Source organism: Polaromonas sp., from assembly GCF_030689685.1.
In the GTDB taxonomy this organism is placed as follows: domain Bacteria; phylum Pseudomonadota; class Gammaproteobacteria; order Burkholderiales; family Burkholderiaceae_C; genus Polaromonas.
In genome coordinates this window covers 37269-61948 of record NZ_JAUYEY010000051.1, presented here as the reverse complement: position 1 = coordinate 61948, position 24680 = coordinate 37269, and the positions used below count along the sequence as shown (strand labels likewise).

23 protein-coding genes are annotated in these 24680 nt (G+C 61.5%); 12 read left to right on the top strand and 11 right to left on the bottom strand.

The features are described 5' to 3' along the window. Window positions 1-8 precede the first annotated feature (8 nt). From Q8O29_RS12740 to Q8O29_RS12720, 5 genes are all read right to left on the bottom strand, one after another. Window positions 9-1592: an ABC transporter substrate-binding protein gene (locus Q8O29_RS12740; RefSeq protein WP_305563337.1), complete on the bottom strand. Its 1584-nt coding sequence runs from the start codon at window positions 1590-1592 to the stop codon at window positions 9-11. Window positions 1593-1624: 32 nt separating this feature from the next. Then, window positions 1625-2857, bottom strand: coding sequence for a M20 aminoacylase family protein (locus Q8O29_RS12735; RefSeq protein WP_305563335.1), 1233 nt, complete (start codon window positions 2855-2857; stop codon window positions 1625-1627). Beyond that, window positions 2857-3837 carry an ABC transporter permease gene (locus Q8O29_RS12730; protein ID WP_305563333.1) on the bottom strand — a complete coding sequence of 327 codons (981 nt, stop codon included), beginning with the start codon at window positions 3835-3837 and terminating at the stop codon, window positions 2857-2859. Before Q8O29_RS12730 ends, Q8O29_RS12735 begins: the two co-directional genes overlap by 1 nt. Window positions 3838-3982: 145 nt before the next feature. Further along, on the bottom strand, window positions 3983-5563 hold the full coding sequence (locus Q8O29_RS12725; RefSeq protein WP_305563331.1) for an ABC transporter substrate-binding protein: 1581 nt from the start codon (window positions 5561-5563) through the stop codon (window positions 3983-3985). A 91-nt stretch (window positions 5564-5654) separates the two neighbouring features. Further along, a complete protein-coding gene (locus Q8O29_RS12720) occupies window positions 5655-6392 on the bottom strand; it encodes a DUF3047 domain-containing protein (protein WP_305563329.1) in 738 nt (245 codons plus the stop codon). Window positions 6393-6748: 356 nt separating this feature from the next. Between Q8O29_RS12720 and Q8O29_RS12715 the strand changes: the two genes are divergently transcribed. Beyond that, window positions 6749-7219 (top strand): OsmC family protein, encoded by a 471-nt coding sequence (locus tag Q8O29_RS12715; protein ID WP_305563328.1) that lies wholly within the window; start codon window positions 6749-6751, stop codon window positions 7217-7219. Between the two features lie 71 nt (window positions 7220-7290). Here Q8O29_RS12715 and coq7 read toward each other — a convergent pair whose 3' ends face one another. From coq7 to Q8O29_RS12700, 3 genes are read right to left on the bottom strand one after another with little or no spacing between them, the layout of a single operon-like run. Beyond that, window positions 7291-7908, bottom strand: a complete 618-nt coding sequence (gene coq7 / locus Q8O29_RS12710; RefSeq protein WP_305563326.1) for a 2-polyprenyl-3-methyl-6-methoxy-1,4-benzoquinone monooxygenase — start codon at window positions 7906-7908, stop codon at window positions 7291-7293. A gap of 1 nt (window position 7909) precedes the next feature. Then, window positions 7910-8185: a type II toxin-antitoxin system RelE/ParE family toxin gene (locus Q8O29_RS12705; protein ID WP_305563325.1), complete on the bottom strand. Its 276-nt coding sequence runs from the start codon at window positions 8183-8185 to the stop codon at window positions 7910-7912. Continuing rightward, window positions 8185-8454, bottom strand: coding sequence for a CopG family ribbon-helix-helix protein (locus tag Q8O29_RS12700; protein ID WP_305563323.1), 270 nt, complete (start codon window positions 8452-8454; stop codon window positions 8185-8187). Before Q8O29_RS12700 ends, Q8O29_RS12705 begins: the two co-directional genes overlap by 1 nt. A gap of 315 nt (window positions 8455-8769) precedes the next feature. Here Q8O29_RS12700 and Q8O29_RS12695 point away from each other — a divergent pair, with 315 nt between their 5' ends. The 10 genes from Q8O29_RS12695 (at window position 8770) to Q8O29_RS12650 (ending at window position 18421) form a co-directional block, all read left to right on the top strand. After that, window positions 8770-9873: a porin gene (locus Q8O29_RS12695; RefSeq protein WP_305563321.1), complete on the top strand. Its 1104-nt coding sequence runs from the start codon at window positions 8770-8772 to the stop codon at window positions 9871-9873. Window positions 9874-10007: 134 nt separating this feature from the next. Beyond that, on the top strand, window positions 10008-10493 hold the full coding sequence (locus Q8O29_RS12690) for an antitoxin Xre/MbcA/ParS toxin-binding domain-containing protein (protein ID WP_305563319.1): 486 nt from the start codon (window positions 10008-10010) through the stop codon (window positions 10491-10493). Then, the gene (locus Q8O29_RS12685; RefSeq protein WP_305563317.1) at window positions 10490-11002 is read left to right on the top strand and encodes an RES family NAD+ phosphorylase; all 513 of its coding nucleotides are present in this window, start codon (window positions 10490-10492) and stop codon (window positions 11000-11002) included. Before Q8O29_RS12690 ends, Q8O29_RS12685 begins: the two co-directional genes overlap by 4 nt. A 9-nt stretch (window positions 11003-11011) precedes the next feature. Further along, window positions 11012-12604: a threonine ammonia-lyase, biosynthetic gene (gene ilvA / locus Q8O29_RS12680; RefSeq protein WP_305563315.1), complete on the top strand. Its 1593-nt coding sequence runs from the start codon at window positions 11012-11014 to the stop codon at window positions 12602-12604. A 12-nt stretch (window positions 12605-12616) separates the two neighbouring features. Further along, complete coding sequence (locus tag Q8O29_RS12675) at window positions 12617-12859, top strand: cysteine-rich CWC family protein (RefSeq protein ID WP_305563313.1); 243 nt, start codon at window positions 12617-12619, stop codon at window positions 12857-12859. After that, window positions 12828-13883, top strand: coding sequence for a nicotinate-nucleotide--dimethylbenzimidazole phosphoribosyltransferase (gene cobT, locus Q8O29_RS12670; RefSeq protein WP_305563311.1), 1056 nt, complete (start codon window positions 12828-12830; stop codon window positions 13881-13883). Before Q8O29_RS12675 ends, cobT begins: the two co-directional genes overlap by 32 nt. A 147-nt stretch (window positions 13884-14030) precedes the next feature. Beyond that, window positions 14031-14879 (top strand): adenosylcobinamide-GDP ribazoletransferase, encoded by an 849-nt coding sequence (locus Q8O29_RS12665; protein WP_305563309.1) that lies wholly within the window; start codon window positions 14031-14033, stop codon window positions 14877-14879. A 118-nt stretch (window positions 14880-14997) separates the two neighbouring features. Next, the gene (locus Q8O29_RS12660; RefSeq protein WP_305563307.1) at window positions 14998-15549 is read left to right on the top strand and encodes a histidine phosphatase family protein; all 552 of its coding nucleotides are present in this window, start codon (window positions 14998-15000) and stop codon (window positions 15547-15549) included. Between the two features lie 11 nt (window positions 15550-15560). Further along, the gene (locus Q8O29_RS12655; RefSeq protein ID WP_305563305.1) at window positions 15561-16595 is read left to right on the top strand and encodes a 5'-nucleotidase; all 1035 of its coding nucleotides are present in this window, start codon (window positions 15561-15563) and stop codon (window positions 16593-16595) included. A 23-nt stretch (window positions 16596-16618) separates the two neighbouring features. Next, window positions 16619-18421 carry an ABC transporter ATP-binding protein/permease gene (locus tag Q8O29_RS12650; protein WP_305563303.1) on the top strand — a complete coding sequence of 601 codons (1803 nt, stop codon included), beginning with the start codon at window positions 16619-16621 and terminating at the stop codon, window positions 18419-18421. Here the strand turns inward: Q8O29_RS12650 and queC are convergent, their stop codons facing one another. Beyond that, window positions 18422-19129, bottom strand: a complete 708-nt coding sequence (queC, locus tag Q8O29_RS12645; protein WP_305563301.1) for a 7-cyano-7-deazaguanine synthase QueC — start codon at window positions 19127-19129, stop codon at window positions 18422-18424. A 122-nt stretch (window positions 19130-19251) separates the two neighbouring features. Then, window positions 19252-21381, bottom strand: a complete 2130-nt coding sequence (locus tag Q8O29_RS12640) for a TonB-dependent receptor (protein WP_305563299.1) — start codon at window positions 21379-21381, stop codon at window positions 19252-19254. A gap of 242 nt (window positions 21382-21623) precedes the next feature. On the opposite strand from Q8O29_RS12640, the gene Q8O29_RS12635 reads away from it, so the two are divergent. Further along, the gene (locus tag Q8O29_RS12635; RefSeq protein ID WP_305563297.1) at window positions 21624-22100 is read left to right on the top strand and encodes a peptidylprolyl isomerase; all 477 of its coding nucleotides are present in this window, start codon (window positions 21624-21626) and stop codon (window positions 22098-22100) included. 689 nt (window positions 22101-22789) lie between these two features. Here Q8O29_RS12635 and glmS read toward each other — a convergent pair. After that, on the bottom strand, window positions 22790-24637 hold the full coding sequence (glmS, locus tag Q8O29_RS12625) for a glutamine--fructose-6-phosphate transaminase (isomerizing) (RefSeq protein ID WP_305563295.1): 1848 nt from the start codon (window positions 24635-24637) through the stop codon (window positions 22790-22792). Window positions 24638-24680 lie beyond the last annotated feature (43 nt).

Sequence of the window (24680 nt, the reverse complement as noted above, 5' to 3'; positions counted from 1 at the left end):
CAACAGGTCTACTTGTTCAGTTTGACGAACTTCCAGGGCATGCCGTTGTCAGGCCACTGCACCAGTTCGATGTTCTTCTTCGTGGCCCAGTTGATGGCCTGCTGGTGCAGCGGAAGATGGCCCACGTCGTCCTGGTGGATCTTCAGCGCTTCGCGGATCATCTCCATGCGTTTCTTGTCGTCGGTCTCGGACGCCACCAGGTTGGTCAACTCGTCCACGCGTGCGTTGCTGTAAGCGCCCAGGTTGAACTGGCCGCGGCCGCCCTCACCGGGTGTGGACATGATGGGGTAAAGCACGTTGTGCGCGTCCACGGTGCTGGCGGTCCAGCCCAGCATGTAGAAGCTGGTGTCACGGCGCAGGATTTTCGGGAAATAAGTACCCTTGGTTTCAGCCTCAAGGTTGATTTTGACGCCGATGCGCGAGAGGTTGGCAGCAACGGCCTGGCAAATCTCGCCGTCGTTCACATAACGGTCGTTCGGGCAGTTCATCTTGAGCTCGAAACCCGCGCCGTAGCCGGCGTCGGCCATCAGCTTCTTGGCGGCTTCCACATCAAACGGCAGGCGTTTGGCCAGGTCCGGGGCAAAACCCTTGACCTGCGGCGGCAACAAGATGGCCACCGGCGAGGCCGCACCACGCATCACGCGGCTCTTGATCGCCTCGATGTCGATGGCCTGGTAGAAGGCCTGACGCACGCGTTTGTCCTTGAAGGGGTTTTTGCCTTTGACGCTGGAAAACAGCAATTCGTCGCGCTTCTGGTCCATGCCCAGGAAAATCACGCGCAACTCAGGACCCTGCAGCACCTTGAGGGCGCTGCTGCCCTGGACACGGGCCACGTCCTGCACCGGCACCGGTTCCATCACGTCAATCTCGCCGGACAGCAGTGCGGCGACGCGCGTGCTGTCGTTGCCGATCACGTTGAAAATCACCTCGTCGACGTTGCCGTCGATCTTGCCCCAGTAGTTGCCGTTGCGGGAAAAGGTGGTGCGCACATTCGGTTGACGCTCTCGCACGCGGAACGGACCGGTGCCGTTGGCGCGGAAGGACGCGGCGTTTTCAATGCCCTTGCGGCGATCCACCGGTTTGGTCGCCTGGTTGGTCTCACACCACTTCTTGCTCATCATGTGCCACTGCGTGAACAACTCAGGCAGGATGGGGAAGGGGTTGTTCAACACGAAGTCAATCGTGTGGTCGTCGATTTTTTTGATTTCCTTGATCTGGCCGACATAACTTTTCATGTCGGAGCCATCGCCTTTGGCGCGCTCGTAACTGAAGATCACGTCGTCAGCAGTGAAAGGCGTGCCGTCATGGAACGTCACGCCTTTGCGCAGGTTAAAGCGCCAGACCGTCGGCGCGGTCTGCTTCCAGTCGGTGGCCAGCGATGGCGCCAATTTGTAGTTGCGGTCGCGCGTGACCAGCGGCTCATAGACATTGCCGACCACCGTCAGTTGCAGCGATTCATTGAGCGAGTGCGGGTCCAGCGACAGGGCATCGCCCTGGTTGCCGACCCGCAAGGTGACTGCAGATGCTACAAAACTTGTAGCTGCCAGCGCAGAGCTGATAAGGGCCAGGACTGTTTTCTTTTTGAAGTTCATGGAATTCTCCGGTGGGTGGAAATGTCTTGAGGCTACACGGGTAAAGGCATGGACTGCTCCACCAGGCCCGCATGCAAAGCGGCGCCCAGTGGCAGGATGTCGTCATTGAAATCGTAGCGGGTGTTGTGCAGGAAACAACTGCCGACGCCGTTTTCGGCGCCCTGCCCAATGCGCAGGTAGGCGCCCGGCTTGACCTGCAGCATGAAGGAAAAATCCTCCGCGCCCATGCTGGGCGCGATGTCGCGCACCACCTGGTCGGCGCCGACCAGGGCCTCGGCCACGTCGGCCGCAAACACGGCTTCGTCATAGGAGTTGATGGTCGCGGGATAGATACGCTCGTAACGCACCGAGGCGGTGGCGCCGAAACCCAGGGCCACGGCGCTGCACAACTCGCCGAGCCGGCGCTCCACCATGTTCTGCACATCGGGGCTGAAAGTGCGCACCGTGCCCACCAGCGAGGCTTTGCCCGACACCACGCTGAAAGCGCCCATGTCACCGGCCTGCATGGCGCAGATGCTGATCACTGCACTGTCGATCGGGTTGGCGTTGCGCGACACAATGCTCTGGATCGCTGTGATGATGTGCGCCGACACCACCACCGGGTCCACCGTCATGTAGGCGTGGGCGCCGTGGCCGCCGCGGCCGGTGATGTCGATGGTGACGCGATCAGCTGCAGCCATCATAGCGCCGGGGCGGATACCCACGGTGCCGGGCCGCATCGACGGCCAGTTGTGCATGCCGTACACAGCCTGCACCGGAAAGCGCTCAAACAAGCCGTCCTCGATCATGATACGGGCGCCGGCAAAACCCTCTTCACCAGGCTGAAAAATCAGCACCGCCGTGCCGTCGAAGTTGCGGGTGGCGGCCAGGTAACGCGCCGCACCCACCAGCATGGTGGTGTGCCCGTCGTGCCCGCAGCCGTGCATCAAGCCGGCTTTGGAGGACTTCCAGGCAAACTCGTTGTGCTCGGTCATCGGCAGCGCATCCATGTCGGCACGCAGGCCGATCATGCGGCCGCTGCCGCTCTGCTGGCCCTTGATAACAGCCACCAGGCCGGTCTTGCCGATGCCGGTGTGGATTTCGTCCACCCCGCAGCGCTCAAGCGCCTCCCGGACGCGCGCGCCGGTATAAACCTCTTCAAAACCGAGTTCGGGATGCGCATGCAGGTCACGCCGAAAAGCCGTCAGCTCCGGATGGAATTGGGCAATCTGGGCAAATACGCGACCCTTGGCTTTGAGCGTCGGGGCGGGACGGGGCGCCAGCATCAGTGGCCTCCGGCGTTGCCCACGCGCAGGCGCGGGTCAACGACGAAATAAAGCAGGTCCACCACCAGGTTGATGACCACGAAGATCAACGCAATCAGGCACAGGTAGGCGGCCATCACGGGAATATCGGCAAAAGTCACGGCCTGAATGAACAGCAGGCCCATACCGGGCCACTGGAACACCGTCTCGGTGATGATGGCAAAGGCTATCAGGCCGCCTAGCTGTAGGCCGGTGATGGTCATGACCGGCACCAGCGTATTTTTGAGCGCATGCCCGAAATGGATGGTGCGGTTGGACAGACCCCGCGCGCGTGCAAACTTGATGTAGTCGGTGCGCAGGACTTCAAGCATTTCGGCACGTACCAGCCGCATGATCAGCGTGAGCTGGAAAATGGCCAGCGTCACTGCCGGCAGAACAATGTGTTGCCAGCCTTTGGCGGTCAGCAGCCCGGTGCTCCACCAGCCCATCTGCACCACCTCACCGCGCCCGAAACTGGGAAACCAGCCGAGGCCGACCGCGAAAATCAGGATCAACAGGATGCCGATCAGAAAGGTCGGCAGCGACACGCCGAGCAGTGACACCGTCATCAACAACTGGCTGAAAAAAGTGCCCCGCCGCAAGGCCGCATATACACCCATGGGCACGCCAATCAGCAGCGCCATCAGGGCCGCCACCAGCGCAAGCTCCAGCGTGGCCGGAAAGCGCTCGGCAATCAGCCGCGACACCTTGGCACCCTGGCGCAGGCTCAAGCCGAACTCGCCTTGCACAGCATTGACCAGGAAGTGGCCGAACTGCACGAAAAAAGGCTTGTCCAGCCCCAAATCAGCGCGGAGCTGCCGGATCTGGTCCGGCTGGGCGTCCTGCCCGAGCAGAAACACCACGGGGTCGCCCACGTACTGGAACAGCATGAAAGCCAGAAAAGCCACCGTAACCATCACGATCACGGCCTGGAACAGGCGACGGAGAATAAATGCGAACATCGTGCGGGTTTTTTTATCGAATGCCGATGCTAGCAGAGCAAGCAACGTGCCGACATCGGGTTTCCTTTAGGTTTAAAGATAATATTTTGTGATCAAAAAAAGAGCCCCTGAGGGCTCTTTTGAATTTCTCGCGGACCCAGGCCGATCAGTTGACCTTGATGACTCGCCAGTCCAGCCGGTTGTCGGCCCGGTGTGTCACGTCGATATTTTTCTTCATGGCCCAGGGAATGATCTGGTTGTGAAGCGGCAGGTGCGACACCGTGTCGTTGCTCAATTGAAGGCCTTCAGTCAGAAAGCGGTTACGCACCGGCAAATCGGTTTCGATCTTCACGCGGTCCACGATGATGTCCATGCGCGGGTTGCTGTAACGGCCGACGTTGTAGTTGCCATCGCCACCGGTACCGACGCTGCGCGTCAGCGATTGCAGGCTGTACAGCGCGTCAAAGGTCGGCACGCCCCAGCCCAGCATGTAGATGCTGGCTTCGTAACGCTGAATCATCGGGAAGTAGGTCACCAGCGGCAAGGTGCGCAGCTTGGCCTTGACACCGATGCGCGACCACATGGCCGTCACGGCCTGGCAGATTTCCTCGTCATTGATGTAGCGGTTGTTCGGGCAGGCGAAATCCACCTCGAAACCTTGCGGATAGCCGGCTTCCGCCAATAGCTTTTTAGACGCCTCCGGGTCATAAGGGAAGCGTTTGTGCACCGTCTCGTTCCAGCCGTTGACCTGGGGCGCCACGATGGTGCCGGTGGCCTGACCCAGACCGCGCAGCGTCACGCGGACAATGCTGTTGATGTCGATGGCCTGATACAGCGCCTTGCGCACACGCAGGTCCTTGAGCGGATTTTTGCCCTTGACGTTCGAGCCGGGCAGCTCATCCCTGAACTGGTCCATGCCGAAGAAGATGGTGCGGCTCTCGATGCCGTCGATCACCTTGAGGTTGGAATTGCCGCGCAGACGCGTCATATCCTGCGGGCTCGGGTCCAGCACCAAATCGACTTCTCCCGACAGCAGCGCGGCCACGCGCGTCGCTTCGGACTTGATCGGGGTGTAGATGATTTCCGTCACATTCGAAGGAATGGTGCCCCAGTAATTGGGGTTCTTGACAAGCACCAGCTTCTGGTCGGGCTGCCATTCCTTGACCATGAACTGGCCGGTTCCCATGGCGTTGCGGTGGGCAAAGGTTTCATCCTTGGCGCGGATGTCTTTGGGCTCAACGGATTTGTTTTTTTCCGCCCAGGCCTTGCTCATGATGCGCAGCTCGGTCAACTGGCTCAGCAGCACCGGGTTCGGGCCTTTCATCATCAAGTCCACGGTGGTGTCGTTGACTTTGACCGCCTTATCGATACCCTGGGTGTAGATGGCGTAATTCGAGGTCTTGGCCATGGCCCGTGTGATCGAATAAACCACATCGTCCGCCGTGAACGGCGTGCCGTCGCTGAACTTCACGCCGGAGCGCAGGGTAAAGCGCACCTGCGTTGGCGACACATCGCGCCAGGCCGTCGCTAGCTGGGCTTCGGGCTTGAAAGTCTGGCTGTTGTAATAAACCAGCGAGTCGTAAATCGCGGCATGCACCCCGTTACCCAGCGCATTGTTTTGGGAATGGATGTCCAGCGTGGGAATGTCGCTGGCACTGGACCATTTGAAAGGCTTGGCCTGTAAAGCCGGTGCGGCCGCAAATACCGCAAGGGCGGCAGAGACCCAAGCAAGCTGTTTGAATTTCATGAAAACTCCTCGTCAATTGAAAGACCACTACTATGCAATAAGCAGGCCGGGACGGCATCAGGGCTTTCCTTCACCCACCGCTGCTCTGCAGCTACTTCATACGCCCGAAAGCCCCCACGGTGACAGGTCCGTACCAGGCTTGGATCGTGCTGCGGGTGTTGTCGCTGTCGGTCATGATGCCTATGCCCACCAGCGCCCCAGGCGTCTCGCCGAAGGCCTTTTCATAGTCGGCGCGGATGTTTCGCTCATAGTCCACCCACTGGCGCAGCTTGCCGGTGCCGGACTCCACCACCAGTTTGCGTATACGGTCGGTGCGCGGGTTGACAATCACACTGTCCGGCTGGCGCGAGTTGCACCACACATACATCAAGGTGGCGAAGGGCATCTCCTCCCCTGTCAGCGCGCGCGCCAGTTCGGAAAGCATGGCATTTTTACCCGAGAACTTGCTGCGGTCGCCTTCAAAGGCCAGCACAATGCGCACCGGCGAATCGTCCATCTCGCGCAAGGCCATGTCGGCCTGGGCGATCAGGTTGGGCACCTTCCATGAAAACCGGACACTGCCCAGTTCATCCGGCTCGATGCGAACCGCCTGGCGCACCATGCTGGCGGAAGATGTCGAATGCGCCACCATGGCGTCACGCCCGTCCTTGCGGACGTAGCTGAACTGGCTGGGCTGTTTGCCCGGCAATTTGTAGTGCTGCCAGGCCGGCGCGCCCGGCGCAGCACCGGACGCGATGGTCCAGGGCGTGGCAGCCAGCCCGGCCTGCGTCGCCGGCCCCTCGGACACAATGGGCGGCGATGCACAGGCTGCCAGTTGCAACACAGCCACAGCCGCCAACACTCTTGCTGCGCTACAAAACATCCGCTTACCCGGTTAAAACAATGCGCGAGTATAGGCAGCGCTGTTGACAATCACCTACAGGCCGTTTGGGTCCGCAGTGCAGGGCGGGCTCCAGCTATGGGAAACCTGCGGGCAAGAAAAAAGGTCCAGACCTTGCGATCTGGACCTGTAAATCCACCCTTTCAGGGATGGAGGAGACAAGCATTGCATGAAAACATTTGCCTTGTTCATGCGATGATTTCAGTATAGCGGAGCCGTGTTGCACCGCAGCAATAATCTGTTGTGAAAAATGAACATTTACAGCGTTTTATCCAACTATTTCTGGTTTTAAAGGATAGAGATTTATGGAATGCACAGTGAGCTGGACCGGCCCAAACATTTCTGCCGGCACAACCAGCGCGCCGGGGTCAGCGATGCGTTTTCTGGCCACCACCGGCAGCGGCCACACGCTGGTCATGGACGGTGCGCCGGATGCCGCCAAACCAGACAACGGCGGCGCCAACCTCGCGCCCCGCCCCATGGAAACCGTGCTCGCCGGCACTGGTGGCTGCACCGCTTACGACGTGGTGTTGATTCTCAAACGGGGCCGCCACGACGTGCGCGGCTGCACCGTCAGGCTCAGCGCCGAACGGGCAGAAACCGACCCCAAGGTGTTCACCCGCATCCAGATGCACTTTGTGGTCAGCGGGCGCGGCATTCCGGCCAGCGCCGTGGAGCGCGCGATTGCGATGAGCCACGACAAATACTGCTCGGCCACCATCATGCTCGGCAAGACCGCCGACATCACCACGAGTTTTGAGCTGATCGAAGCCTGATTTCAAGTCAAATCAGCCGTCAGCCCATATCCAGCGGGCGCAGACAGCTATCAAAAGAGGAGCGTCTCGTCTCAGATGTAATGCGCCGTCGTTGTCATGACTTTGGCCGACGCGCGCATCAAGGCCTTCACGGGCGTGGGCAAATCAAAGCCGCCAGCGCCCTGCGCCTCCTGGGCATGGCGCGCCTCGTCGTCCTTCATCTGCGCCACGATGGCGCGTGAAGCGTGGTCGCCCTGCGGCAGGCGTTCCAGGTGGCTGGCCAGATGCGACTCCACCTGGCGTTCGGTCTCCATCACAAAACCCAGGCTGACCCTGTCACCCAGCCGCCCGGCTAGCAGGCCCAATCCGAACGCTCCAGCGTACCACAGCGGATTGAGCAGCGAAGGCCGGGTGCCCAATTCATCGAGCCTGTCGCGGGTCCACGCCAGATGGTCGCCCTCTTCCTTGCTGGCCTCGATGAAATGCTGGCGCAGCACCGGGTTTTGCGTGCTCAGCGCCTGCGAGGCATACAGCGCCTGGGCACACACCTCGCCCACATGGTTGACGCGCATCAGCGCGCCGGCCAGTGCTTTGTCTGCGCTGGACAACTCCGTTGTTTGTCCGGCGACAGTCGGGCAGCTTCGACTCGCATGTGGTTTGGCAAACAGCGTGCGCAGGGCACTGTCAGCGGCGTTGAGCAGGGTATCCATGTTAACGATCCTCACGCGTATGCCACAAGCGCAGCACGTAAAGCGTAGCCCCCCGAATCTCGTAGCGCATTTCGTACTGCCCCACGATCACTCGGCGCACCTCTCGCGGCTCGAACTCCTCGAGCTTTCTACCGATGCGCGGATTCGCCAACAGCTTGAGCGGTGCACCAATGAGAGACTGCAGAGTGCGCGCCGCCACGACCCCCTTCACCGAAGCCAAGAATTCGTAGACCCGCGACAGATCGGACAGCGCTTTGCTCGTCCACTTCAACTCCATCAACGCGGCACCGGCAACGGGCTATCGGTATTCAGACTGTCAGCCCAGGCTTGCACGGCCAGGTGGTCGAGGAGCCGACCAGCGTCCACATCAGCCAACGCCTCAAGTGTCAGACGACTACGCTCTTCCTCTTGGTCGATCCACGCCGATAGCGCCTGCTTCATGACCCAGCCACGCGACCGATCAAAACGTGCAGCCATCTGATCGACCTTATTGGCCAGTGGCAGTGGAACATGAGCGGTAAGTACTTTGGTTTCTGCCTGTGTCATGACTGATCTTTATACGCCGAACAAACTCAACATCAATTAAAAAAGAAACTTCTCCGAGGCGCTCGACTTCAATTAATCATAACGATTAATAGTGATTAAATCAATCCGCAACAAGAAGGCATGTGACGGAGCTGGCCCATCTTTTCCACAAGCAGTCAGTATTTGTTGCAGGTGTGCAACGGAAATGTATTTAGCGAGCTAATTCCTTTGCGAAAGCTCCCGGCCTCTGGTGCAATACATACAACTTCCTAAATGGAGGTTGGCCCGGGGATCCAAAATCCTGGAGCCCTATGTTTAACCTTGGAGAAACTCGCAATGAAAAAATCCCTAGTTGCTCTGGCTGCATTCGCGGCTGTTAGCGCTTTCGCTCAGTCTTCTGTGACCCTGTCCGGCATCGTCAAGGGCGGCGTTGCACAAACCAAATATTCTGGCGGCGGCGCTGGTACCAACGGTAACGGCTTGGCCATTGCTGACGGCTCTTCGCGTTTCATCATCGGTGGCACTGAAGACCTCGGTGGCGGCCTGAAAGCTGTTTTCCAGATCGACACCCGCTTCCGCCTTGACGAATCCCCAGCTGCCGCACAAGCTGGTGGTAACACCTTCGTCGGCCTGCGCGGCGGCCTGGGCATGGTCCAGCTCGGCAAGTTGGACACCCACTACTGCCTGGGCTCTGACCAGCACGGCGCTCGCTCTACTGCTTTGCAAGCTTCTAGCTGCTCCATCCTCGGTTATGTCAACGGCGGCACCAACGCGATTGCCAACGCCAGCCGTTCGGTCAACGTTGTCCGCTACACCACGCCTAACTTCTCTGGCTTCCAGGGCCAGGCGAACTACAGCACCAACTGGGTTGGTTCTGAAGGCGCCGTGGGCGATGCAGGCAAAGGCCGCGCAATGTCTCTGGGCCTGAACTACAGCAACGGCCCCCTGAGGACGGGCGTGTCGTTCTGGGATGCCAATTCCGAAAGCCGTGTCACTGGTGCAGCACGTAACGACCAGAGCGCTGGCTCCGCTTTCATCGACTGGAACTTCGGTGTTGCCACCGTTGGCCTGACCTATGACAGCTCGCAAATCAACGGCGGCACCATCGGCGGCGCTGCTGCTGAAAACCGTCGTCGCGCATTCTCCATCCCTGTGACTGTGCCGCTCGGCGCTGGCACCTTCCTGGTCACCTACACCAAGGCCCAACAAGTCAAGCTGAATGGCACGACCACGCCTAACACTGGCGCTACGATGTTCTCTGTGGGCTACGACTACGCACTGTCCAAGCGTACATCGGTGGGCGTGTCTTACGCCAAGATCAACAACCAGTCCGCCGCCGGCTACAACCTGTACACGCAGGCTGCACTGAACGGTACGCCTAACAACGCTGTTGGCCAGGATCCCAGCCAGCTGTACCTGGGCGTTCGCCACGCTTTCTGATCCCCGGCTGGCATAAGCCAGCTTGAGATTCAAAGCTCAAAAGCCGTCAGGTCTTCGGACTTGGCGGCTTTTTTTTATTCTGAATCGTGGTCATTTGTCCTGGTGTATCATCCCACTTGTCCAAGGAGACCATCATGAGCACAGCCGCACCGATCTCACGTACACCGAGGTTTCGTCCCGCCAGCAAGTCTGTGGTAATTAAATCGCCCGACAACAACTGGAGCAGCCTTCGAACTTTTGTAGGCCAGCTCAATCAGATCTCACGGCACGATGTGGTGAACAAGGGCGTGCGCACCGAAGTTCTGATCACGCTTTTAGATTCGTACATTCACATCAGCAAGCCCCAGGTTTATTCGGTCATCGGCATCAGCAGCAAGACGGCAAACAGACGAAAAGATGAGTTGCTGCCGCGCGGGGCCTCGGATGCGACGCTGGCCTTGATTGAGATCACCTCCATGGCAGAAAACATTCTGGGCAGCCATGCTGAAGCTGAGGAATGGCTTTTAAAACCAGCCCTCGGTTTAGACGGGAGAAAACCAATCGATTTGATTGCCACCAGCTCTGGCGCAGAACTGGTAAGGGACCATCTGACCAGGATGGAGTACGGGGTGTACGCTTGACCCCTTTGCCGCCTGCGCTTGGCGGTTCGACCACGAAGACAGAGATTTTGGTTTGGAGAATGGAAGCTGCAACTCATGCCAAGACCTGGAAAAAGGGGGAAGGTGCGTTCAAGGTAGGCGGGCGATGGTCCCCCAAGGGGCGTCGTGTCATCTATTGCGCTTTGGACCCGGCCACGGCGATCATGGAGGTGGCGGTGCACAAGGGGTTCAAAGTTCTCGATACGGTTGCCCACAAGCTCCTGCAGATCAGGATTTCCAGGCCTGATAAGGCGCATGTGCTCGACCCAGCAACAGTACCGAACAAAGGATGGCTACGCCCCGGTGCGGTAAGCGCCGGTCAGCAAGCCTTTGGCAACGCGCTGCTTGATATTCACCCACTTCTGGTGGTGCCTAGCGTGGTCAGCGCGCATTCGTGGAACCTCGTGATTGATGTTGTGGGGGCCCGTGGAATGTTCGACCGTTTAAGCATTGAAGACTTTGCGCTCGACACTCGACTCCACCCGGCGTGAGAAACAAAGATGAAATCGACCTCAAAAAAAAATTCCGCACCGCTTAAGACTTTCGGCCTCAACCCAGCCGACTATCTAAAAAAAATCCTAACTGCACGCGTCTATGACGTGGCCGTCGAGTCCGGTCTGGAACCAGCCAAAAACCTGAGCAAGCGCCTGCATAACACGGTGCTGCTCAAGCGCGAGGACCAGCAGCCGGTGTTCAGCTTCAAGCTGCGCGGCGCCTACAACAAGATGGCGCATTTAAGCGCAGCCCAGCTCAAGAAGGGCGTGATCTGCGCCTCGGCCGGCAACCATGCGCAGGGGGTGGCGCTGGGCGCGCACAAACTCGGCACGCGCGCAGTCATCGTGATGCCGGTCACCACGCCACAGGTCAAGGTCGATGCGGTCCGGGCACTCGGCGGCGAGGTGATCCTGCACGGCGACAGTTACTCGGACGCGCACCTGTACGCGCTCACGCTGGAGAAAAAAAACGGGATGACCTTTGTGCACCCCTTTGACGACCCGGACGTGATTGCCGGCCAGGGCACGATCGCCATGGAAATCCTGCGGCAGATCCAGACCATCGGCAAGGGCTCGCTCGACGCGGTGTTTGTCGCCATTGGTGGCGGCGGGCTGATCTCCGGCGTGGCCAACTACATCAAGGCGGTGCGTCCCGAGGTCAAGGTCATCGGCGTGCAGATGAGCGACTCGAACGCGATGGCGCTGTCGGTGAGCGCCGGCAAGCGCGTCACGCTGCCCGATGTCGGCCTGTTTGCCGATGGCACGGCCGTCAAACTGGTCGGCGAGGAAACCTTCCGCATCAGCCGTGCGCTTGTCGATGAGTTCATCACGGTGGACACCGACGCCGTCTGCGCTGCCATCAAGGATGTGTTCATCGACACCCGCAGCATTGTCGAGCCCTCGGGTGCCATGAGTGTGGCCGCCATCAAGCAGTACGTGGCCACCCACAAAACCAAGGGCGAAACCTACGCCGCCATCCTGTGCGGCGCCAACATGAATTTTGATCGCCTGCGCTTTGTCGCCGAGCGTGCTGAGGTCGGTGAAGAGCGCGAGGCCTTGTTTGCGGTGACGATTCCTGAAGAGCGCGGCAGCTTCCGGCGTTTTTGCGAATTGATAGGCGAGTTGCCCGGCGGCCCGCGCAGCGTGACCGAGTTCAACTACCGCATCAGCGATGCTAGAGAAGCCCATGTGTTTATCGGCCTGACCACCCACGGCAAGGGTGAAAGCACCAAAATCGCCAACAACTTCAGCAAACACGGCTTTAAATCGCTGGACCTGACGCACGACGAGCTGGCCAAGGAACACATCCGCCACATGGTGGGCGGACACAGCGCGCTGTCCAAAGACGAACGTCTGCTGCGTTTTGTGTTCCCCGAGCGGCCTGGCGCACTGATGAAGTTTTTGGGCGCCATGAAGCCGGGCTGGAACATCAGCCTGTTCCATTACCGCAACCAGGGCGCCGACTATGGCCGCATCCTGGTCGGGCTACAGGTGCCCAAGGCCGACAACAAGGCTTTCAAAGCGTTTCTGGATACCCTGGGCTACCCGCACGTGGAAGAGACCGACAACCCGGTTTATCGCTTGTTTTTGCAGGCCTGAGGCGGCTTTTCCATGACTACAGCAGGCACCAACGCGGAACTCAACTCGTCGTGTCATCGCTGCGGTGCGGCTTTTCGCTGCGGCATGGTCGGTGGCGACAATGAATGCTGGTGCGTCAAGCTGCCGCACCTCATGCGCGTACCAGCCAGCTCCGCCTCCACAACAAACACCGGCACAACTGGAGCCTCTTGCTTCTGCCCCGCCTGCCTCAAAAAAATTACCGATGACCGCCCACACAACACCCTGCCTGCCTGAAATTGAAGCCACTGCGGACAACGCGCTGGCAGCCCGCCTGCAGCACAAGATCGATCAGAAAACCAAACCCCAGGGCGCCCTCGGCCAACTGGAGCGCCTGGCGCTGCAAATCGGCATGATCCAGCGCAGCGACAGTCTGCGCTTTGAAGCGCCACAGATGGTGGTGTTTGCCGCCGACCACGGCATTGCCGCTGAGGGCGTGTCGGCCTTTCCGCAGGCGGTGACGCTACAGATGGTGGGCAACATGCTGGCGGGAGGTGCCGCCATCAATGTGTTTGCGCGCCAGCATGGCTTTGCCTTGCAGGTCGTCGATGCCGGTGTCGCCGCCGAGCTGGCCGACCACCCGCAACTGCTGAAGCGCAAAATCGCCGCCGGCACACACAACCTCTGCGCAGGCCCTGCCATGTCACTGGCGCAAGCCGACCAGGCGCTGCAGGCCGGTATGGACGTCGTGCGGGGTCTGCCCGGCAACGTGGTGGCCTTTGGCGAAATGGGTATTGCCAACACCTCGGCAGCGACGCTGCTGCTGGCGCGGCTGGCTGGCCTGCCGGTCAGCGATGTGGTCGGGCGCGGCACCGGGCTGGATGACGCGCAACTGGCGCACAAGCAGACCGTTCTCACGCGCGCCCTCGCCCGCCATGCCGACGTGCGTGAGCCGCTGGCGGTGCTGGCTGCGCTGGGCGGTTTTGAGATTGCCATGATGGCCGGCGCCATGCTGCAAGCCGCCAGCGAACGCCGCGTGGTGCTGGTCGATGGTTTTATTGCCGGCGCGGCGGCCCTGGTGGCGTGCGCGCTGGCGCCGCAGGTGTTGGACTACCTGGTGTTTTGCCACCGCTCGGCCGAGCGCGGCCACCACCTGCTGCTGGCCCATCTGCAGGCCACACCGCTGCTCGACCTGGACATGCGCCTGGGCGAAGGCACAGGCGCCCTGCTGGCCTGGCCGCTGCTGCAATCTGCCGCGCTGTTCATGGCGGAGATGGCGAGTTTTGAGTCGGCCGGCGTCAGCGGGAAAGCGGACACGTGAAATCATGGCCGGTTCAGTGATGTCCCTGTACATGTCTCGTCATCCCGGACTCGATCCGGGATCCATGCAGCAGTTACCAAAAGGCGTAGTGATCCAACATGGATTGCGGGTCAGGCCCGCAATGACAGCCCATGCCGGGGCCAAGTCATGAGCCAGTTCATTCGCCACTACCTGCTGGCGGTGCAGTTTTTCACCCGCATTCCGGTGACCGGACGGCTGGCGGAGTGGGTCGGCTGCAGCCCGGTCATGCTGCGTGCCAGCGCCGCCCATTTCCCTGGAATTGGCTGGCTGGTGGGCGCAGCGGCAGCGGGCGTGTATGTGTTGCTGCTGGCGCTGCTGCCCGCCAGCCCATTCGCGCCGCTGGTTGCAGCCGCGCTGTCCACCGTGGCCACGGTGCTGCTGACGGGTGGTTTTCATGAAGACGGGCTGGCCGACGTGGCCGACGGTCTGGGCGGCAGTTCGGACCGCGACCGCGCGCTGGAGATCATGAAGGACTCGCGCGTCGGCGCCTTTGGCGCGATGGCGCTGGTGCTGGCGCTGCTGAGCAAAGTTGCGCTGCTGGGCCTGCTGGGTAGCGCAGAGGGCACGCTGACCGATACAGACGGCGCCACGCTGGAAGCCCCTTTCAACGGCTGGCTGGTTGCCGCCGCGCTGTTTGCGGCCCATGTGGTCTCACGCGCGCTGCCGCTGCTGCTGATTCGCATCCTGCCGCACGTCGGGGACGTGGCGGGCTCCAAATCCAAGCCGTTGGCCGACCAGATCACGCTGCCCAGCCTGGGGGCTGCATTTTTATGGTGTTTTCTGGCCCTAGCCCTTGTCAGTACTGCGTTTACAGCTGTTAATTTAATAGCAGCTTGCAGTTTTTCAGTGCTTGCCCTGCTGTGGATGGGGCGGCTGTTCACCCGCCGTTTGCAGGGTTTTACCGGCGACTGCCTGGGCGCCACGCAGCAGGTTTGCGAGATCGCTTTTTACCTCGGTCTGGCCCTTAGCCTATGAAACTGGCCCCCACGTTCGCCTCACTGCGTGTAGCTCTCTGCCCCCCAAGGGGGCGAATTTTCCTTGGGGCGGCCCAGCGGAAAATTGCCGCGCGGCGCGGCTTCATGCCGTTACCGGCATGAAGCTCTGGCTGGTCCGACACGCGCAGGTGCTGTTCCCGCCAGGCACTTGCTACGGCTTGCTGGACGTGCCGGCTGGCCCCGAGGTCACGCTCGAGTGTGCCCGCGACCTCGCCGCGGCGCTTCCGGCCGGGGCCTGCATCAGCACATCGCCGCTACAAAGATGTGAGCATTTGGCACAGGCGGTGATTGAGCTGCGGCCGGACTTAGTCTATAAAACCGACGCCCGCCTACAAGAAATGAACTTCGGCGCCTGGGAGGGCCGGCCCTGGGCCGACATCCCCCTGGGCGAGTTTGAAGTCTGGACTGCGAACTTTGCCGATCATGCGGTGGGTGGCCACGGCGACAGCGTGGGTGCGGTGATGGCGCGCGTGGCGCAGGCTTTTGACGAGCTCCCGCAGGCCGTCGATAGCGTCTGGATCACACATGCCGGCATCATCCGGGCGGCAGAGCTGGTGGCCAACGGCGTGCGCCAGGTCAGCCGCCCCGACCAGTGGCCACGCGATGGCGTGGCCTGCGGGCAATGGCGCACACTTGAGCTTACGCAGTAAACAGGTAAACCATGGCAGCAACTCTGGACGGGCAACTGGTGGTGGCGATTTCGTCACGCGCGCTGTTTGACTTTGAGGAAGAAAACCGCGTGTTTGAAGACGGCCTGGTGCAGCCACCCGAGCCGGGCCGAAAAAAAGACGCTGCCTATATGCAATTGCAACTGGACCGGTTGGACGTGCCAGCCAAACCCGGCGTGGCTTTTTCGCTGGTGAAGAAGCTGTTGGCCTTTAACCAGGCCCCGCCCTCACCCCAACCCTCTCCCAAAGGGAGAGGGAGTGAACAGCCGGGTGCAGGTGCCTTGCTCCCTCTCCCACTGGGAGAGGGTTGGGGTGAGGGCGGCAGTGGGCAGCCGGTTGAAGTAGTCATCCTCTCGCGCAACGACCCGGTCTCTGGCATGCGGGTGTTCCGCTCGGCCCAGCACTACGGCCTGAACATCCAGCGCGGCACCTTCAACCGCGGCGAAGCGCCGTGGCGTTACCTCAAGCCGCTGCACGCCAACCTGTTTTTGTCGGCCCACCTGAGCGACGTGCGCGACGCACTGGCGGCCGGGGTACCGGCGGCGCAGGTGTACCCCCAATCAGCCCACGCCAGCGACAAACACCCGCATGAAGTGCGCATTGCCTTCGACGGCGATGCGGTGCTTTTTTCCGACGAAGCCGAGCGCGTGTTCCAGGCGCAGGGTCTGTCGGCCTTTCAGGCGCATGAGCGCGACAAGGCCGCGCAGCCCCTGCTGGCCGGGCCCTTCAAGCCGCTGCTTGAAGCCTTGCACCGGCTGCAGCAAGTCGGCACCTCGCACATGCGCATACGCACCGCGCTGGTCACTGCGCGCAGCGCACCGGCGCATGAGCGCGCGATCCGCACGCTGATGGACTGGAACATCGAGGTCGATGAAGCGATGTTTCTCGGCGGGCTGGCCAAGGGCGAATTTTTGCGCGAGTTCGAACCCGACTTCTTCTTCGACGACCAGACCGGCCATGTCGATTCAGCGTCGCAGCATGTGCCTTCGGGCCATGTGGTCAGCGGCGTGTCCAACCAGTTGTCTTGATATTCCTACCGAGGCGTCCAGCAATGAACCAGCCCCCCAAGCCCTTCGGCAAATTCGCCGCCTTTAAGGACTTCTGTCGCAAAACCTGGGCGCTGACGCGGCCCTACTTTCAGTCGGAGGAGAAGTGGAAGGCACGCGGATTGTTGCTGGCCATCGTGCTGCTTAACCTGGCTGCGGTCTACATGCTGGTATTGCTCAACGAGTGGAACCGGGTCTTCTACGACGCGGTGCAGGAGAAAAACCAGCCGGTGTTCTGGGAGCAACTGGGCCGCTTCACCTACCTGGCCTTTGCCTTCATCATCATCGCGGTCTACCGCTTTTACCTGACGCAGTTGCTGGAGGTGCGCTGGCGCGCCTGGATGACCGCGCATTACCTGCAGCGCTGGCTGTCCAACCACGCTTTCTACCAGATGGAGCTCGCCCGGTATGCGCCTTCGGGCGCGCAGCCGGCCACTCCCGATAACCCCGACCAGCGCATCCAGGAAGACCTGAATCTGTTCACCACTTACACCATCTCGCTGAGCATGGGCCTGCTCAACGCCGTGGTGACGCTGCTGAGTTTCGTCGGCATCCTGTGGAGTCTGTCCGGGCCGTTTGCCTTCACGCTGGGCGGCAACAGCTTCAACATCCCAGGCTTCATGGTCTGGATGGCGGTGCTCTACTGCACGGTCGGCAGCATCATCACGCACTACATCGGCCGGCCGCAGATCCGGCTCAATTTTCTGCAGCAGCGCTACGAGGCCGACTTCCGACACCATCTGGTGCGCGTGCGCGAATACAGCGAATCGATTGCGCTGGACAAGGGCGAAGCGGTCGAGCGGGCACAACTGGACAGCCGTTTTTCGACAGTGCTGGCCAACTACCTGACGCTGATCAAGAAGCAGAAAAACCTGATCTGGTTCACCAACTTTTTCGGCCAGGCAGCGGTGGTGTTTCCCTTCATCGTCGCAGCACCGCGTTTTTTCAGCGGCGCGATCCAGCTCGGGCAACTGATGCAGATTGCCTCGGCCTTTGGGAGAGTGCAGGACTCCCTGAGCTGGTTTGTCGACAACTACAGCAGCCTGGCGGCCTGGCGCGCCACGACTGACCGCTTGACCAGCTTTGAAGACAGTTTCAGGGCTCTGGCCCATACCCAGCAAGCGTTAGCAGCTATTAATTCAGTAGCAATTGATGAGTCTGCGCGAACACTGGACACGCAGAACCTGACGGTGTCTTTGCCCACGGGCGCGGTCTTGCTGGCCGGTATTTCGCTGCACGCCGAAGCTGGCGACACGGTGCTGATCAAGGGCCCGTCTGGCAGCGGAAAATCCACGTTGTTCCGCTCTTTTGCGGGGATCTGGCCTTTCAGCCGAGGCCGCACCACGCTGCCGGCCAACACCATGTTCATCCCGCAGCGCCCTTATTTTCCCAACGGCAGCCTGCGCGATGCATTGGCCTACCCGGAGCCTGCCGGCAGCTACAGCGACGAAGCCCTGCGCCAGGCGCTGCATGACGCACTGCTGCCGCAGCTCAGTGACCGGCTCGACGACGAGGACGCCTGGAGCCAAAAACTGTCGGGCGGCGAGCAGCAGCGCCTGGCGATTGCGCGCGTGCTGCTGAAAAAACCGGCCTGGCTGTTTGCCGACGAGGCCACCAGCGCGCTCGACGAGGCCGCCGAAAAAACCCTGTACGAACGCCTGGTGGCACAGGTCAGGCAGGCGGGCGGCGCGCTGGTGTCCATCGCGCACCGGCCGGCGGTCGCGGCTTTTCATGACAAACAATGGGAACTGGAGAAGCTGCCCGAAGGCTCGCCCGCGCTGTACGGATTGCGCGAGACCCGACGCTGATCAGCGCGCGTGCAAGGTCGCAGCGTAGACCGCGTACCCGCGCGCGCGCAGCTCGCAGGCCGGACACGTCGCGCAGCCATAGCCCCAGGCCTGGCGGTGTTCGCGGTCGCCCAGGTAACAGGTGTGGGTGTGCTCGATGATCAAGTCCACCAGCGCCTGGCCGCCCAGCGCCTCGGCCATGGCCCAGGTCGCGGCCTTGTCTATCCACATCAGCGGCGTATCAATCAAAAAGCGCTTGTCCATGCCCAGCGACAGCGCCAGTTGCATGGCCTTCATGGTGTCGTCGCGGCAGTCGGGGTAACCTGAAAAATCGGTCTCGCAGACACCGGTCACCAGCACCTGCAAGCCGCGCCGGTAGGCCAGCGCGGCGGCCAGCGTCAAAAACAGCAGGTTGCGCCCCGGCACAAAGGTATTGGGCAGGCCCGAGCTTTCCATCTTGAAGACCATATCGCGCGTCAGCGAAGTCTCGCTGACCTGACCCAGCACCGCCAGGTCCAGCACATGGTCATCGCCCAGCCGGCTGGCCCATTGCGGGAACTGTGCCTTGATTTCGCGCAGCACCACCAGCCGCGCCTGCAACTCCACGCGGTGGCGCTGGCCATAATCAAAACCCACGGTTTCGACGCGCTCATATTTCGAGAGCGCCTGCGCCAGACAGGTGGTGGAGTCCTGGCCTCCGGAGAACAAAACAAGGGCGGTGGTGTGCATACGTGGGCAATCAGGCCGAGGACAAAGCGACTATTGTGCCCGGGTGTCCCTCACCCCGGCCCTCTCCCAAAGGGCGAGGGTGAAGGCGGCCCAATTCACTGTCGTGTAATTGGGGAAGACCATTAAAAGCGGTAACTGGCCGACAGCGAGAGCACGTAGTTGCGCCCCGCCGCTGGTTCAAAGTAGCGGCCATTGCCCTCATTGACGATGACCGAACCGGCGTACTTGCGGTCTGCCAGGTTGTCCACGCGCGCCGTCGCGGCGATGCGCCAGCGATCCAGCGCCAGCACGTAGCCGACATGCGCACCCAGGCTCACAAAAGACGCTGCCGCATCCCTGTTGACATCGTTGACGGCGACGCTGCTGAGATAACGCGCATCGGCACCTGCACGCCAGCCGGTAGTCGGGCGCCAGCCCATCTCCGCCGCCAGCGCGTTGCGCGCGGTGCCGGGAATCCGGTTGCCAGCCGGGACCCGGCCGGCTGGACAAAGGTTGACATTGACCGGGCAGACAAAAGCATCGCGGTAACGGGCGTCAAGCAGCGTGTAGGAGACCTGCGCCAGCCAGTGGCGCGCGGGCGCGATGCTGGTGGCCAGCTCCAGCCCGCGGCGGCGTGTGGCACCTGCGTTCTGGAAGGTGCTGCGGCCACCCACATTGGACTGCGTGACGATTTCGTCCTGGGTTGCGGTATGAAACATCGCGGCTGTCGCCTCCATGCGCGTGGCGGCACCGGGAAGGGTCCGCCATTTGACACCGGTCTCTAAATTGTCACTGTGTGAAGGACGCAACGCAAAGTTAAGTCCGGTGCCGACGGAACGGTAAGCCAACTCATTGAAGGTCGGCGTCTCAAAGCCACGCCCGGCCGCCGCGTACACCCGCCACTGCTCCGACGGGGCATAGGTCACGCCCGCCGCCGGCAAGGTCGCACTGTAGCGCACGCTGCCGCTGTCATTGCCGTTGGCCCCGACGATGTAATTGTCCGCAGAGCTGAAACGCACCAGGCTGTGGCGCACGCCAGCGTTGACGGTCCAGCGCGCATCCGGCTTCCAGGTCGCCTGAACATAGGGGTCAAGGCTGGTGACCCGGTTGTCTTCTTCACGCCGCAGAGCGCCCTGCACACCCAGTGTGCTGCCCTGGAAGTTTTGCCAGCCACGCCGCGTTTCGTTCATCGTGTCATAGGCCAGGCCGCCGACGATTTCCAGCGGGCGCTGCGCCAGCGCCGTGCGTGTGGTCCAGCGCGCGTCCAGCCCGCCGTAGTTGCGCGCCAGGCCGATCACACCACCGGGGTGTAGCGGGCTGGCTTGCGGCCCGGTCGGAATCGCCTGAAACTGGGTGACGGCGCGCTCGCCGCCGTACACCATCAGCCGCAGCTGGTTGTCGGCATCAAGCCGGTGCTCATACACCGCGCCGAGCTGGCTCTGGCGCACCGTCTTGCGGGTGTTGAACGTGGTCGCCGATGCATCGACACTGCGCGGCGACGCATCAAACTGCGCGCGGTTCAACCCCAACGGGTCCTGCGCCTGCACCGACAGTGTGTTGGCCAGCAAGGTCAACTTGCGATCACCGTCCAGTGTCCAATCGAATCGGGCATTGGCGCCATCGCGCTCGGCGGCGCTGTGCTGGCGATAACCGTTGATGCTCAAGCGTCCGGCACTCAGCACATAACCCAGCGCACCAGTGCCGCCACTGGCCTTGATGTCAATGCGCTTGAGGCCATACGAACCGGTCGCCACACTGCCGCCCAACAGGGGCTGCCCCTGCCCTTCTTCGGTGAACACCTGCAGCACACCGCCCGACGAGTTGCCATACAGCACCGAGAACGGGCCACGCAAAACCTCCAAGCGGCCGACCGACGCCAGGTCGATGTGCGAGAGTTGGCCCTGGCCGTCAGGCATGGTCGCCGGGATGCCGTCCACATACAGGCGCACGCCGCGCACGCCGAAAGTCGCGCGTGCGCCGAAGCCGCGCACCGACAACTGCATGTCCTGCGCCTGGTTCAGCCGGTCTCGCGCCAGCAGGCCGGGCACCAGCGCCAGACTCTCCGACAGGTTGACCTGCGCTCGTCCATCGCCGCGGGTACGCCCGCCGTCCAACACATCGACGGAAGCAGGAACCTCGAAAAGCGGGACTTCGGTTAGTGTGGCCGTCACATTGATGGGCGCCAGCGTCTGGGCCAGCACCGGCGTGCCCAGCGCAACCGCCAGGACCAGGCAGGCTACCGGGGCGGATGGGGGGCGGGCAGGGAGCTTCATGGTGTGGATGCGCGGTGAAAAGAAAATTATTGACGTTTACTTGACTGATGGCATCAAACCGTTCGGGCCAAGCTCAGGACGAACGGGAGTGAGGTAAATACCATGTGTTCTGCAATTCTCAACAGATCAGCATACTGGCTGGCGGCGGTCCACGCCGTAAGCGGCTTTCCCGTCCCTGCGCCTGGCGCGCCCTTTGAGTGAAAATAGGACCCCTCTCCTCCACTTCCTGTTTTGACATCCCCATGATCATCGACAAAGACACCGCCGTCAGTTTGCGCTTCAAGGTCGCCGACCTGGACGGCAAACTCATTGAGGACAGCAAGGCACCCATGGTCTATCTGCATGGCGGCTACGGCAACACGCTGCCCAAGATCGAGGAAGCGCTGGCTGACAAGACGACGGGTTACCAGACCACGCTGGAGCTGCAGCCTGAGGACGCCTTCGGCCTGCGCGATGAAAGCCTGGTCCAGACCATTCCAAAAAAACAGTTCTCCCCTGGCGTCAAGGTCGGCGGTCAGCTTGAAGGCCGTGGCGAGGACGGCAAGACCATCGCGTTCACCGTGATGAAGATCAAGGGCGACACCGTGCTGCTCGACGGCAACCACCCGCTGGCCGGCAAGGCGCTGCGCTTCACCCTGGCCGTGACCGACGTGCGGGCCGCCAGCGCCGAGGAAATCGCGCACCGCCATGTGCATGGCGAGCACGGGCACCACCACTGAGCCCTGACATTGCGGCTACGCCGGGCAGGCTGGCGCAATTTATAAGCAAAAAAAGGCCTCCAGCCCATGTCCAGCATGCGTAGGCAGCTACTGTTTTAATAGCAATTCTGTAGCCTGAATTCAAGAACGAGGCGGCAGGCAGGCCGGATCCCTTGCATGGGCGTGCAGCCCATGCTGCAGACTTCACTCGGGATGTGTCAGCGGCCACGCGCGCGGCGGTAAATGGCCCTGTGTTTATTACCGACCGTGGGCGTCCTGCGTTTGCGCTGGTCAAAATCGACGACTACTAGCGCATCGCCGGGCAAAGCGAACTCTCGCTCCTCGACGTCATGGATGGCATCCCTGGTGGGGACGACATCGATTTCAATTCACCTCGGCTGGATCTCCAGACCCATGGCGCATCGCTTGACTGAGGCCCTTGATGTTCGTCCTGGACACCAACGGATGATCGCTGCAACCGCGATTGAACACAGCTTTACGGTGGCGACCCGCAACGTGTCAGACTTTGTCGATACAGGCGTAGCGCTCGTCAATCCTTGGTACATGTAAGCGACGGCAATCGTACCGTGGGTACGTCATTCGACGGTCACGCTCTTGGCGAGGTTGCGCGGTTTGTGCGGCCGCATAACTTCGCTACGCGAAGTGAGCGTCCACCAAACCCCGCAGTGCGCGGCCGCGCACCGTGCCCGTCATTCGACGGTCACGCTCTTTGCAAGATTGCGCGGTTTGTCAACATCGGTGCCTCGTGCCACCGCCGTGTGATACGCCAGCAATTGCAGCGGCACCACATGCAGCAGCGGACTCAGAGCGCCGTAGTGTTCGGGCATGCGGATGACGTGGATGCCTTCGCCGCTTTCTATCCGGGAGTCGGCGTCGGCCAGCACGTAGAGCACGCCGCCGCGGGCGCGCACTTCCTGCATGTTGCTCTTGAGTTTTTCCACCAGGCTGTCGTTGGGCGCGACCGTGACTACGGGCATGGCGCTGGTCACCAGGGCCAGCGGACCGTGCTTGAGTTCACCGGCCGGGTAGGCTTCGGCGTGGATATAGCTGATCTCTTTCAGCTTGAGTGCGCCTTCCAGCGCGATCGGGTAATGCAGGCCGCGGCCGAGGAAGAGCGCGTTTTCCATTTTGGCGAAGTCCTCGGCCCAGGCGATGACCTGCGGCTCCAGCGCCAGCACCGCCTGCAGCGCGGCTGGCAGATGGCGCATGGCCTTGAGGTGTCCGGCTTCCTCCTCATCGCTGAGCTTGCCTTTGCTTTGCGCCAGCGCGAGTGTCAGCAAAAACAGGGCGGCAAGTTGCGTGGTGAAAGCCTTGGTGGAGGCCACGCCGATCTCGACGCCAGCACGCGTGATGTAGGCCAGCTTGCATTCGCGCACCATGGCCGAGGTGGAGACGTTGCAGATGGTCAGCGTGTGCTGCATGCCCAGCGACTGGGCGTGGCGCAGCGCCGCCAGCGTGTCGGCGGTTTCACCGCTCTGGGTGATCGTGACCACCAGCGACTTGGGGTTAGGCACAGAGGTGCGGTAGCGGTATTCGCTGGCGACTTCCACCTGCGTGGGAATGCCGGCAATCGATTCAAGCCAGTACTTGGCGGCGCAACCGCTGTAGTAGCTGGTGCCGCAGGCCAGAATCAGCACCGAGTCGATGTCCTTGAAGACGCGGAAAGCCTCGTCGCCGAACAGCTCGGGTGTGATGCCGGCGATGCCTTCCAGCGTGTCGCCGATGGCGCGCGGTTGCTCGAAAATTTCTTTCTGCATGTAGTGGCGGTAGGGGCCCAGCTCGGCTGCACCACTGTGTGCCAGCACGGTCTTGACCTCACGCTGCACGGCCTTGTGTTCACGATCAATGACCCAGTATTTGCCGAGCTGCATGTCCACCAGGTCACCTTCTTCGAGGTAGAGGATCTGGTCAGTCACGCCAGCCAGCGCCATCGCGTCGCTGGCCAGGAAGTTTTCTCCACCTTCCTTGCCGACGCCCAGGATCAGCGGTGAGCCCGCGCGTGCGCCGACCACGCGGTGCGGCTCGTCCTTGCAAAACGCGGCAATCGCGTAAGCGCCGTGCAACTGGCGCGTCGCGGCCTTCAGCGCCTCGAACAAATCACCGTCGTACAAGCTGTCCATCAGGTGCACGATGACCTCGGTGTCGGTCTGGCTGGAAAACACATAGCCCTTGGCCTGCAGCGCGGCGCGCAATTCGTCGTGGTTCTCGATGATGCCGTTGTGCACCAGCGCAACTTTGCCGGGCTTGTGCGCGACGTCGCCGGAACCGTGGCTGAAATGCGGGTGCGCGTTGTGCACGGCAGGCGCGCCATGCGTGGCCCACCGGGTGTGCGCGATGCCGGTACCACTTTCCAGTTTGTCGCTACTGACCTGCTCCATCAGCTCGGCCACGCGCGAGGTGCTGCGCGCGCGTTTGAGGCCGTCGGCATAGATGGCGACGCCGCAGGAGTCGTAACCCCGGTACTCCAGGCGCTGCAGGCCCTGCACCAGGATGGGAACAATATTTCGAGTCGAAACCGACGCCACAATGCCGCACATAAGCCGCTCCAGATAAAAATAATGAGCGAATATTAGGCCTAAG

Coding starts and splice junctions, on each gene's coding strand:
- Q8O29_RS12740 (WP_305563337.1), bottom strand. CDS start 1,592: ATGAACTTCAAAAAGAAAACAGTCCTGGCCCTTATCAGCTCTGCGCTG.
- Q8O29_RS12735 (WP_305563335.1), bottom strand. CDS start 2,857: ATGCTGGCGCCCCGTCCCGCCCCGACGCTCAAAGCCAAGGGTCGCGTA.
- Q8O29_RS12730 (WP_305563333.1), bottom strand. CDS start 3,837: ATGTTCGCATTTATTCTCCGTCGCCTGTTCCAGGCCGTGATCGTGATG.
- Q8O29_RS12725 (WP_305563331.1), bottom strand. CDS start 5,563: ATGAAATTCAAACAGCTTGCTTGGGTCTCTGCCGCCCTTGCGGTATTT.
- Q8O29_RS12715 (WP_305563328.1), top strand. CDS start 6,749: ATGGAATGCACAGTGAGCTGGACCGGCCCAAACATTTCTGCCGGCACA.
- coq7 (WP_305563326.1), bottom strand. CDS start 7,908: ATGGATACCCTGCTCAACGCCGCTGACAGTGCCCTGCGCACGCTGTTT.
- Q8O29_RS12705 (WP_305563325.1), bottom strand. CDS start 8,185: ATGGAGTTGAAGTGGACGAGCAAAGCGCTGTCCGATCTGTCGCGGGTC.
- Q8O29_RS12700 (WP_305563323.1), bottom strand. CDS start 8,454: ATGACACAGGCAGAAACCAAAGTACTTACCGCTCATGTTCCACTGCCA.
- Q8O29_RS12695 (WP_305563321.1), top strand. CDS start 8,770: ATGAAAAAATCCCTAGTTGCTCTGGCTGCATTCGCGGCTGTTAGCGCT.
- Q8O29_RS12690 (WP_305563319.1), top strand. CDS start 10,008: ATGAGCACAGCCGCACCGATCTCACGTACACCGAGGTTTCGTCCCGCC.
- ilvA (WP_305563315.1), top strand. CDS start 11,012: ATGAAATCGACCTCAAAAAAAAATTCCGCACCGCTTAAGACTTTCGGC.
- Q8O29_RS12675 (WP_305563313.1), top strand. CDS start 12,617: ATGACTACAGCAGGCACCAACGCGGAACTCAACTCGTCGTGTCATCGC.
- cobT (WP_305563311.1), top strand. CDS start 12,828: ATGACCGCCCACACAACACCCTGCCTGCCTGAAATTGAAGCCACTGCG.
- Q8O29_RS12665 (WP_305563309.1), top strand. CDS start 14,031: ATGAGCCAGTTCATTCGCCACTACCTGCTGGCGGTGCAGTTTTTCACC.
- Q8O29_RS12660 (WP_305563307.1), top strand. CDS start 14,998: ATGAAGCTCTGGCTGGTCCGACACGCGCAGGTGCTGTTCCCGCCAGGC.
- Q8O29_RS12655 (WP_305563305.1), top strand. CDS start 15,561: ATGGCAGCAACTCTGGACGGGCAACTGGTGGTGGCGATTTCGTCACGC.
- Q8O29_RS12650 (WP_305563303.1), top strand. CDS start 16,619: ATGAACCAGCCCCCCAAGCCCTTCGGCAAATTCGCCGCCTTTAAGGAC.
- queC (WP_305563301.1), bottom strand. CDS start 19,129: ATGCACACCACCGCCCTTGTTTTGTTCTCCGGAGGCCAGGACTCCACC.
- Q8O29_RS12640 (WP_305563299.1), bottom strand. CDS start 21,381: ATGAAGCTCCCTGCCCGCCCCCCATCCGCCCCGGTAGCCTGCCTGGTC.
- Q8O29_RS12635 (WP_305563297.1), top strand. CDS start 21,624: ATGATCATCGACAAAGACACCGCCGTCAGTTTGCGCTTCAAGGTCGCC.
- glmS (WP_305563295.1), bottom strand. CDS start 24,637: ATGTGCGGCATTGTGGCGTCGGTTTCGACTCGAAATATTGTTCCCATC.